A 9775-nucleotide genomic window follows, 5' to 3' on the forward strand; every position below is an offset into this window, starting at 1 on the left:
GGTCAGCGTCGGCCCTCGACCACGTCGCGGACGTGATCGCCGAGCACGTTGACCGTGAGGACGAGGAGGAAGAGGAACAAGCCCGGAAAGACGGCGATCCACCAGGCCGTGGTGACGTAGTTCCGTCCCGTCGCCAGGATCGAGCCCCAGCTCGGGGTCGGCGGCTGGACGCCGAGTCCGAGGAACGAGAGGCCGGCCTCGAACAGGACCATGAGGCCGAACTCGAGGGTCGCGACGACCATGATCGGCCCGACGATGTTGGGGAGCACGTGGCGCCCGAGAACCCAGAGCGTCGAGCCGCCCATGGAGCGCGAGAGCCGCACGTAGGGCATCGAGAGCAGCCCCAGCGTCTGGCCGTAGGCGACGCGGGCGTAGCGCGGCCAGCGGGTGAAGGCGAGGACGACGACGACGTTGCCGAGCCCCGGGCCCATGATCGCCACCGTGATGATGGCGAGCAGGATCGCCGGCACGGAGAGCACGATGTCGACGACGCGCATGATGATCGCGCCGACGAGGCCGCGGTACCACGCGGCGATCATGCCGAGGGCGGTGCCGACGATCCCGCTCGCGACGACGGAGAGCGCGGCGACCGTCAGCGAGACGCGTGCGCCGTGGATCAGCCGCGAGAGCAGGTCGCGGCCGAGCTCGTCGCTGCCGAGCCAGTAGGTGACGCCGCGCACCTCCGTGCCCGGCGCGCGCAGGCGCCCGAGCAGGTTCTGCGCGTTCGGGTCGTAGGGCGCGATCAGCGGGGCGAGGATCGCGCCGGCGACGAGGATCGCGGCGATGGCGACGAAGGGCCACAGTCGCGGCGGCGCCCGACGCAGAAGGAGGAGCGGGGAGGCCGCCATCAGCGCGCTCCGTCGAGGCGGATGCGCGGGTCGACGACGCTGTAGAGCACGTCCGCCGCGAGGTTGAGGAAGATCGAGACGAAGGCGCCGAGCAGCACGATCGCCTGCACGATGGCGAAGTCGCGCGCGGCGATGGACTGGATCGTCAGGAGCCCGAGGCCCGGCCAGGCGAAGACCGTCTCCACGATCACGGCGCCCGAGAGCAGGTTCGCGATCTCGAGGGCGGCGATCGAGATCACCGGGATCGCGCCGTTGCGCAGCACGTGGCGGGTCACGACGCGGCCCATCGGCAGGCCCTTGGCGCGGGCCGCGCGGACGTAGGGCTTGGCCAGCTCGTCGAGGGTCGCGGTGCGCGCGACGCGGGCGAAGGTCGCCATCGACAGGAGGGAGAGGCAGATCGCGGGGAGGACGACGCTCGAGGCCTGGCGCGCGCCCGAGGAGGGCAGCCAGCCGAGCACGACGGCGAAGAGGAGGATGAGCAGGATGCCGCTCCAGAAGGTCGGCAGGCTCTGGCCGGCGAGCACGAAGCCCATGCCGATGCGCGACAGCCAGTGCTCGCGCCGGACCGCCATGAAGACGCCGAGCGGCACGCCGATGCCCAGTGCGAGCGCCAGCGCCGCCGCAGCGAGCGCGATCGTGTAGGGCACGCGCGAGGCGATGATGTCGAGCACCGGCACGTTCTGGACGACGGACGTGCCGAAATCGAAGCGCATCACGCCCGCGAGATACTCGCCGAACTGGATGAGGACCGGCCGGTCGAAGCCGAGATTGGCGCGAAGCGCGTCGATCGCCTCCTGCGTCGCGCCCTCGGGCACCATCAGGAGCACGGGGTCGCCGGTGAGGCGCTGCAGGAAGAAGATCAGCGCGCTGACGCCGAAGACGGAGATCGCCGCCTGGGCGAGCCGCTTGAGGAGGAAGCCGCTCATGCGTGGAGCCCTCTCGTCGCGATGCGATCGGCGGGGGCCGCGGCCGCCGCTCCCGGAGGAGGGCGGCCGCGGCCCGCGGCAGGTTCACTCCGACCAGTTCATGCGGTTGATGAACAGGGCCTCGTTGGGTGTCGGCGTCCACTCGAGCCGCGCATCGGCGCCGTAGATGATGGCCGCCTGGTAGAGCGGCACGAGCGGAACCTCCTCGGCGACGTATTCGTGCACCTTGGCGTATTCCGAGAGCCGCTCGCCCTCGTCGAGCGTGGCGCGCGCCGCATCGAGGACGACGTCGAGCTGCGGATCGCGTACCGCCGACCAGGAGCTGCCCGAGTGCAGGAGCGGATGCAGCACGCCGTCGGCGTCCTGGCAGGCGCAGGACCAGCGCCCGAAGCTGACGTCGGGACCCTGGGACGGCTCGCCGCGAACCTTGGCGAGGTAGGTCGACATGTCCGTCATCTCGATCTCGACATCGAGGCCGACGTCCGTGAGCATCTGCTGGAGCGCCTGCACGATGCGCTGGTCGAAGACCGGCGCCGTCGCGAAGGACAGCGTGCGATCGGCCGCGTCCCCCATCTCCTCGATCAGCGCACGCGCCGCCTCCGGATCGTACGGCACGCCCTCGACCCCCTCGACCCAGCCGACATGGGCGGGCGTCAGCATCTGGCCAACGGGACGGTCGAAGCCGCCGAGCAGGCCCTCGACGATCAGCTCGCGATCGATGGCGTGCGCGATGGCGCGGCGCATGCGCGGATCGTCGAGGCCGGGCTTCTGCGGGTTGAGCTTGAGGTAGCCGACACGCTCGGTGAGCGCCGTGCGCGGCTCGACGCCGTCCGCCGCCTCGATCTGCATGGCGAGATCGGGATCGAGCGAGACGACGAGGTCTGCCGCGCCCGAGACGAGGTTCGCGACCCGCGTCGAGGCGTCGGGAACCGCGCGGAAGACGGCGGCGGGGAAGTCGCCGACCTCGCCCCAGTAGTCGTCGTTGCGCTCGAGCCGCACCTCGACCCCGCGGTCCCAGCCCGCGAAGCGGTAGGGACCCGAGCCGACGGGGTTCAGGTTGAACGCCTCCTGGCCGACCTCCTCGACGATCGCCTGCGGCACGATCGAAAGCTTGACGAGCTGGGCGAGCAGCGCCGGATAGGGCGCCGACGTCGTGAGCTTCACGCGCCCGTCGTCCATCACCTCGGCGCCCGAGATCGTCGAGAACTGGCTCAGCTGCGGCGAGCCGAAACCGGGATCGGTGATGCGCTCGACCGAATAGACCACGTCCTGCGCGGTCAGCGGCGAGCCGTCGTGGAAGGTCACGTCCTCGCGGATCGTGAAGGCGATCTCGGTGTCGGAGAGATATTCCCACTCGGTCGCGATCTGCGGGACGATCTCGCCCGCGTCGTCGCGGGTGACGAGGTTGTCGAAAATGTTGCGGTAGACGTAGTAGCTGTCCGGATTCCACTGCATGTGCGGGTCGAGGGACGACGGCTCGTTGACCAGGTCGACGGTCAGGAGCGCGGCGTCGGCGCGTGCCGTGTCCGGGAGCGCGACGAGGGCCGTCGAGGCGGCGAGCAAGAGGGTCGAGGCGAAACGGGCGGTTCTTCTCATCGGTCTTGTCCTCTGGTGGGTTGGTCGCCTGCGGCCTTGAGGCCGTCTTGGTGGATCGTCTCGGCGGACGAGCGGGCCGTCGCCGACCCCGGCACGTCCCCGATCGGAGCATCGCTGAACCCCGCGGCGGCGAGCGCCCGCTTCTCGAACGCGCCGCGCATCTCCTCGGCGAGCGACAGCGCTCGCGTGCCCTCGCCCGCCGCCAGGGCGCGCGCCAGCGCCCCGAGCGGGAGCATGGGACGTGTGATCGAGAGCCGCCGGGCGAGGTGCCGATCGGCTCGCAGGGAGAGCTCCCAGGTCTCGCCGAGCCAAGCGCGGACGCGGGGCTGGTGGACGGCGCCGGCGCAAAGCGTCGCGGCGCGCAGCTCGGCGAAGTGCCGCGCATCGCCCGCCCGATGCGCGGAGGCCTCGTAGATGTCCGCCTGGATCTGCATCTCCCGGGCGCGCTCCGGCGGGACGATCGTCTCGGCCAGGACGGGCTCGAGCAGACGCCGGGCGGCCAGCAGATCGGCCAGGTGCTGGCCGGTCACGGGCAGGACGACCCAGCCGCGCCGGGGCCGCGCCACGATCCAGCCGACGGCCGAGAGTCGCGCGAGCGCCGCACGGATCGGGGCCAAGCCGAGCCCGAAACGGGCGTCGAGCTCGGACTCCGTGACGATGCTGCCGGGGGCGGGATCGCAGGCGAGCACCGCTGTCCGCAGCGTCGCGAGAGCGAGGTCGCCCAGGTTGTCGCTGCGCGGCGGCGCCGGAGACGCCAGGGTGAAGGGGGAGTCCTTGTCCAACATGCTGACATGTTCAGAGGCCATTTCTGAAATGTCAATTGCAAGATGCCCACCTCCGCCGAGCCGCTCCCTCTTCCCTGTTCGCGCCTGTTCGCGTGGGGCGATCCCGACCGGCCGATCCGCTCGGTCGTCGAGACAATCGTGGTGAGCCCGAGAGATGAGGAGGAGGGGGCGCCGGAGCCTGCCGGCGACCCGCGGCGGATCCCGACCCTGGGCGCGACGCGGGCGAGGGCAGGGTCCGGAACGCGACAAGCCCCGGCGTCGGCGCGCCGGGGCTTCGAGTCTCGGCAATTGCTGGGGCTCGAGACCGCCTGTCCGCAACGCGGGCCGGCGCGGCTACCCCGCTCCCTCGGCCTGTGCCGCGTGCGACAGGGTGACGAGCCCGACACCGCCGAGGAGATTGCCGACGATGGCGATCGCCGCGACCTCCCCGATGTCCAGGATGTCCACCGACGCCCCGAAGGCGAGCCCGAAGCCGAGGTGGAGTACGGACACCACGACATGCTCGAAGGGCCCGAGGGTGAGAAGGACGCCAGTGACGTAGGCGAGCAGGATGCGTCCGGTGGAGTCCCGGCTGGCGATGACCATGAACGAGAGGAGCGCGACGAGCGCGCCTCCGACGACGGCGCGCATGAGCGTGGCGAGCGGCGTGCGATCGGCGATGTCCTCGGCCACCCCGTTCAGGGCCTCGTGCGCGCCCGACGGGAGCGCCCCGTCCACCGAGAGCACGAGGACGAGGACTCCCCCTCCGATCAGGTTCAGGAGCAGCGTGAGCACCCAAAGCCGGAATATCTTCCACGTCCTCCCGGCCACCTTCGACTTCAAGGCGGCGGCGATCGGGTCGAAGAAGTTCTCGCTGAACAGCTCCGCGCGCCCCAGGATCAGGAACGGCAGGCCGACACCGAACGCGAGGGCTCCGAGCAGCTTCGACAGCTCGCCGAGCGAGGGCCTGGCGAGCGCCTCGACGATGCCGAGCGCGATGATGCCGAACACGATCGTGAAGCCGGCGATGAAGCCGGTCGAGAGCAGCTCGAGCGTGCTCTGGTCGAGCCGCCTCTCGCCTTCCTCGGCCGACTTCTCGAAGATCTCGGCTGGCTTCAACGTATCCGGCATGATCGCTCCATTCCCGAGGTTCGAAGCCACGCACCGCGGCCGCCGTGGCAGCCCGCCTGCGGCGATTTCGTCCGCCACGGTGCGGGCTCACGACGAGGGGATGGCGCCCCAGGCGCAGCATGCTCGGTCCTCGACCTGCTCCGAAAGCACGTCCCGTCGCGTTCGCACCTCAACAGGAAGCCCTGCGGCATGTTCCCGCGAGCCGGCAACCGCCGCCCACGGCGGCGTGAGCGCTCCGGTCGACGCGGGGCAGGCTCGCGGGTCGGGCGGGCGCTCCGGGCTCGCGCCCGTGCAGGCTTGCGTGCCGGTCGGTCGCCGTACGCGGCGTCGAGGGGGAACCCCGGACGCGTCCCACGGCTTGCATGGCGGCAGTCCGGGTGCGAGCCGCAGGCCCTCGCAGCTACGGCTCCGCATCCGGGGACGCGGCACGGCGCCGGCCGGGCGGCGAGCGCGCGACGCACCCGCAGCACGACGCGCGTCCCGAGCGCGGTAGCGCTCGCGAGCGGGAAGACCGGCCGCGCCACGGGTTCCGGCTCATCGCGTGCCGGAAACGGGGATCGACGCCGCCCGCTTCCGCCGGACCCGCGGCCCGGTCCGCCATTGTCGAAGGAAGAGGGAAGCATCCATGCCCATGCGTCTCCACGAAGTCCATCCGGCGCTCGCCCACTTTCCCGTGGCGCTCCTGCCGACGGCGATCGGCCTCGACGCCTGGGGACGGGCGACGGGCGACGAGCACGCCCTCGAGGCCGGCCGTCGGCTGATGCCGCTCGCCGTCGGCGCGCTCGCGCTGACGGGCCTCGCGGGCTTCGTGGCGCAGGGCGCGACGCGCACCGAGCGCGCGCACGACCTGATGATCACCCACCGCAATCTCAATGTCGGCCTCCTCGCGGCCGCGGCGGGCCTCGCGCTCTGGCGCGCACGGCGCAGGCGCCCGAGCGGCGCCTATCTCGCGGCGGGCCTCGCCGCCTCGGCGCTGGTGACCTACACGGGCTATCTCGGCGGGCGCATGGTCTACGGCCACGGCGTCGGCGTCGAGCCGGCCGGCGGCGTCCATGGCGGGCGCTCGCCGGAGATCGGACGCGCGCCGGGCCGCGCCGGGCGGATCGCGGGCCGGAACGCCGCGCACGCCGCGCGGCACGCGGCCCATCACCTGCGCGAGGGCCACATCGCGCCGGCTGTGCGGCGGAGCGAGCACGGGCGGGACGCGCCTGCGGGCGAGCCCGAAGCCCGCGACGGGGGCCGGCCGGATCTCGTCGACACCGGCTCGGAGATGTCCTTTCCCGCGAGCGATCCGCCGGCCTACATGGGCGGGGCGGCGGTCGCGGGGCCGCCTGCCGGCGAAGGGGGGCCGCGCGCGCCCGCGCGGGCCGCGCCGACGGATGTGGCGCCCCACGCGGGCGAGACCCCGGCCGGGACCGGTCCCGCGCGGGGCGATCCCAACGTCCGACGGCGTGCCGAGGGCGGCCGCCCGGGGGACGGCGGGCGATGAGCGGCGCGCGCCGGCGGGTCGTCGTGGTCGGCGCGGGCTTCGGCGGGCTGGAGACCGCCAAGGCGCTGGCGGACGAGCCGGTGGACGTCGTGGTGATCGACAAGCGCAATCATCATTGCTTCCAGCCGCTGCTCTACCAGGTCGCGACGGCGGCGCTCTCGCCCGCCGACATCGCCTGGCCGATCCGCGGCATCCTGCGTGGCCAGGCGAACGCCACCGTGCTGATGGCGGAGGTCGAGACGATCGACCCGCAGGCGCGGATCGTGCGCGCCGGCGGGCGCGCGATCCCCTACGACGACCTCGTCCTCGCCACCGGCGCCACCCATTCCTATTTCGGCCACCCCGAATGGGCGCAGGTCGCGCCCGGGCTGAAGTCGATCGAGGACGCGACGGCCCTGCGCCGCGCGATCCTGCTCGCCTTCGAGCGCGCCGAGCTCTCCGACGACCCCGCGGAGCGCGAGCGCCTGCTGACCTTCGCCATCGTGGGCGGGGGCCCGACGGGCGTCGAGCTCGCCGGAGCCATCGCGGAGGTCGCCAGGCAGGCGCTGCCGCGCGAATTCCGCCGGATCGATCCGCGCGAGGCGCGCGTCGTCCTGCTCGAGGCCGGGCCGCGCCTCCTGCCGAGCTTCCCGGAAAATCTGGCGCGCTACGCCGAGCGCGCCCTGGCCCGCATGGGCGTCGACGTCGCCGTGAGAACGCGGGTCGTCGACTGTCGCCCGGGCGCGGTCGAGACGGTCGGCGCCGACGGCGAGCCCGGGCGCGTCCCGGCCGAGACGATCGTGTGGGCGGCGGGCGTGCGCGCCTCTCCGGCCGGGCGCTGGGTCGCGGCGGAGACCGATCCGGCGGGCCGCATCCGTGTCGGCCCGGACCTGAGCGTCGGAGGCCGTCCGGAGATCTTCGCCATCGGCGACACCGCGGCGGCAACCGACGACGAAGGCCGCCCGGTTCCCGGGATCGCGCCCGCGGCGAAGCAGATGGGCCGCTACGTCGCCTCCGTCGTCGCGGCGCGGGCGCGGGGGCGCGCGCCGCCGGCTCCCTTCGCCTACCGGCATCACGGCGATCTCGCGACCATCGGCCGGCGCGCCGCCGTCGTGAAGCTCGATCGCCTGGAGCTGAAGGGAGCGCTCGGCTGGTGGTTCTGGGGCTTCGCCCACGTCTACTACCTGATCGGCCTGCGCAACCGCCTCATCGTCGCCGTGCAATGGCTCTGGAACTACCTGACCTACCAGCGGGGCGCGCGCCTGATCGTCGGAGCGGCGGCCGACGACGCAGCACGCCGGTGAACGCGAACACCTTCTCCCTCGCGACGATCCGGGCATGGAACGCTCGGGCGCCGAGCCCCATTCTCCGCCGTGACGGACAGAGGAGGGGATCATGGCCGCTCATGCCGGCGAGACGGCGCACGAGACCGGGGACGTCCGGGGCGAGCGCTGCCGCCACCGGGTCGACGTCACCCGGGGCGACGAGATCCCGCGCTGCCCGGACTGCGGGAACGACACGTTCGCTGGGCGCCGCGAGCCCGGCAGCACGTCGAGCTGAGAAATGGCGTCGCGATCCGCGTGGGAGGGCTGGGCACGCGATCTCGCACGCGGCTTCGCCGGCGCGATCCTGTTCGCTCTTCCGCTTCTAATGACGATGGAGATGTGGTGGATCGGGTTCTACGTGAGCCCGGGCCGCCTCGCGCTGTTTCTCGTCCTGTCGGTGCCGCTTCTCGTCGCGCTCGCCTACTATGCCGGCTTTCGCGACAGCTTCGACTGGCGCGACGACGTGGTCGACGCCTTCACGGCGATCGCCATCGGCGCCGTGACCGCGACGGCGGCGCTGTCGCTCTTCGGCGTGATCCGGCTCGGGGACGGGCTCCTCGACATCGTCGGCAAGATCGCCGTGCAGACGGTGCCGGCGTCGATGGGCGCCGTCCTCGCCCGGGAGCAGCTCGGCGGGGACGAGGCGGACGCGCAGGAGCGCCAGGAGGAGGCGGGCTATCCCGCCAAGGTCTTCCTGATGGCCGCGGGCGCGCTCTACTTCTCGTTCAACGTGGCGCCCACCGAGGAGATGCTGCTGATCGCCTTCCGCATGTCGTCCTGGCACGGGCTCGCCCTGGTCGCCGTGTCGCTCGGCGTCCTGCACGTCTTCGTCTACGAGGTCGGCTTCTACGGCGGCCGACGGCCGGAGCTCGACCGCTTCTGGCCGCTGTTCGTGCGCTACAGCGTCGTCGGCTACGGGGTGGCCCTCGTCGTCAGCGCCTACGCGCTCTGGACGTTCGGGCGCTTCGCCGGGCTCGACCTCGAGCGATCCGTCCTCGCCGTCGTCGTGCTCGGCTTTCCGGCGGCGATCGGCGCTGCGGCGGCGCGGGTCGTGCTATGACCGGGAACAGAGGGCAGCGTCGCGAGGGCAAGCCCCGGCTCACCTGGCCGGAAGCGGCGAGCGCGGCGCTGGGCCTCGCCGTCCTCACCTCCACGCTCGGCGTTCTCGGCTACGACATCGTCGCCGGCGGCCGCGCGCCACCGGCGGTCTCGGTGCGTGCGGAGGCGGTCCGGGAGACGCCGGACGGCTACCTCGTCGGGATCGTCGCGCGAAACGGGGGCGACGAGACCGGCGCCTCCGTGCGCGTCACCGGCCGGCTCCTTCGGGAAGACGGAGCGGTGGCCGAGACGCGTGCGACGACCTTCGACTACGTGCCGGCGGGGTCGGAACGGCACGGCGGGCTGTTCTTCGAGGCCGATCCCCGGCTCTTCGATCTCCGTCTTGCCGCGGACGGCTACGTGGCGCCCTGACCGGGTGGTCGGAGCCGACCGCCGGGGGAAGCCTCGCACCCCGACCTCGAGGCCGAGATCGCGCGGGTGGCGGAGGTCGCGCAGGACGCCGGACGGGGCAGAGCAGGGCCCCAACGCAAAAAACCCCAGCGGGGGACCGCTGGGGCTTCGTGTCGGTGGACTTGGTTGCGGGGGCAGGATTTGAACCTGCGACCTTCAGGTTATGAGCCTGACGAGCTACCGGGCTGCTCCACCCCGCGGAAGGGTG

At 72.6% G+C, this 9775-nt stretch carries 10 protein-coding genes and 1 tRNA gene; 5 read left to right on the forward strand and 6 right to left on the reverse strand.

The features are described 5' to 3' along the window. Nucleotides 1-2: 2 nt before the first annotated feature. From G407_RS0120370 to G407_RS0120390, 5 genes are all read right to left on the reverse strand, one after another. Nucleotides 3-848: an ABC transporter permease gene (locus G407_RS0120370; protein WP_029032303.1), complete on the reverse strand. Its 846-nt coding sequence runs from the start codon at nucleotides 846-848 to the stop codon at nucleotides 3-5. Continuing rightward, entirely contained in the window at nucleotides 848-1774 is a 927-nt protein-coding gene (locus G407_RS0120375; RefSeq protein ID WP_029032304.1) for an ABC transporter permease, read from the reverse strand. Before G407_RS0120375 ends, G407_RS0120370 begins: the two co-directional genes overlap by 1 nt. A gap of 84 nt (nucleotides 1775-1858) precedes the next feature. Beyond that, a complete protein-coding gene (locus tag G407_RS0120380; protein ID WP_029032305.1) occupies nucleotides 1859-3370 on the reverse strand; it encodes an ABC transporter substrate-binding protein in 1512 nt (503 codons plus the stop codon). Next, a complete protein-coding gene (locus G407_RS30730) occupies nucleotides 3367-4155 on the reverse strand; it encodes a GntR family transcriptional regulator (RefSeq protein ID WP_029032306.1) in 789 nt (262 codons plus the stop codon). The genes G407_RS0120380 and G407_RS30730 overlap by 4 nt, the downstream gene beginning before the upstream one ends. Before the next feature lie 333 nt (nucleotides 4156-4488). Then, nucleotides 4489-5265 (reverse strand): formate/nitrite transporter family protein, encoded by a 777-nt coding sequence (locus G407_RS0120390; protein ID WP_029032307.1) that lies wholly within the window; start codon nucleotides 5263-5265, stop codon nucleotides 4489-4491. Nucleotides 5266-5890: 625 nt separating this feature from the next. On the opposite strand from G407_RS0120390, the gene G407_RS30735 reads away from it, so the two are divergent. The 5 genes from G407_RS30735 to G407_RS29025 all read left to right on the forward strand — a co-directional run bounded on the left by G407_RS30735 (nucleotide 5891) and on the right by G407_RS29025 (nucleotide 9528). Next, the gene (locus tag G407_RS30735; RefSeq protein WP_084327677.1) at nucleotides 5891-6754 is read left to right on the forward strand and encodes a DUF2231 domain-containing protein; all 864 of its coding nucleotides are present in this window, start codon (nucleotides 5891-5893) and stop codon (nucleotides 6752-6754) included. Further along, a complete protein-coding gene (locus G407_RS29020; protein ID WP_043540274.1) occupies nucleotides 6751-8037 on the forward strand; it encodes an NAD(P)/FAD-dependent oxidoreductase in 1287 nt (428 codons plus the stop codon). The genes G407_RS30735 and G407_RS29020 overlap by 4 nt, the downstream gene beginning before the upstream one ends. A 91-nt stretch (nucleotides 8038-8128) precedes the next feature. Beyond that, on the forward strand, nucleotides 8129-8293 hold the full coding sequence (locus G407_RS0120405; protein ID WP_029032308.1) for a zinc ribbon-containing protein: 165 nt from the start codon (nucleotides 8129-8131) through the stop codon (nucleotides 8291-8293). Between the two features lie 3 nt (nucleotides 8294-8296). Further along, nucleotides 8297-9118: a TIGR02587 family membrane protein gene (locus G407_RS0120410; RefSeq protein WP_029032309.1), complete on the forward strand. Its 822-nt coding sequence runs from the start codon at nucleotides 8297-8299 to the stop codon at nucleotides 9116-9118. Further along, on the forward strand, nucleotides 9115-9528 hold the full coding sequence (locus tag G407_RS29025) for a hypothetical protein (RefSeq protein ID WP_043540275.1): 414 nt from the start codon (nucleotides 9115-9117) through the stop codon (nucleotides 9526-9528). Before G407_RS0120410 ends, G407_RS29025 begins: the two co-directional genes overlap by 4 nt. A 162-nt stretch (nucleotides 9529-9690) precedes the next feature. On the opposite strand, the gene G407_RS0120420 is transcribed toward G407_RS29025, so the two are convergent. Then, a tRNA-Met gene (locus tag G407_RS0120420) sits at nucleotides 9691-9767 on the reverse strand. Nucleotides 9768-9775 lie beyond the last annotated feature (8 nt).

The organism is Salinarimonas rosea DSM 21201, assembly GCF_000429045.1.
Taxonomy (GTDB): domain Bacteria; phylum Pseudomonadota; class Alphaproteobacteria; order Rhizobiales; family Beijerinckiaceae; genus Salinarimonas; species Salinarimonas rosea.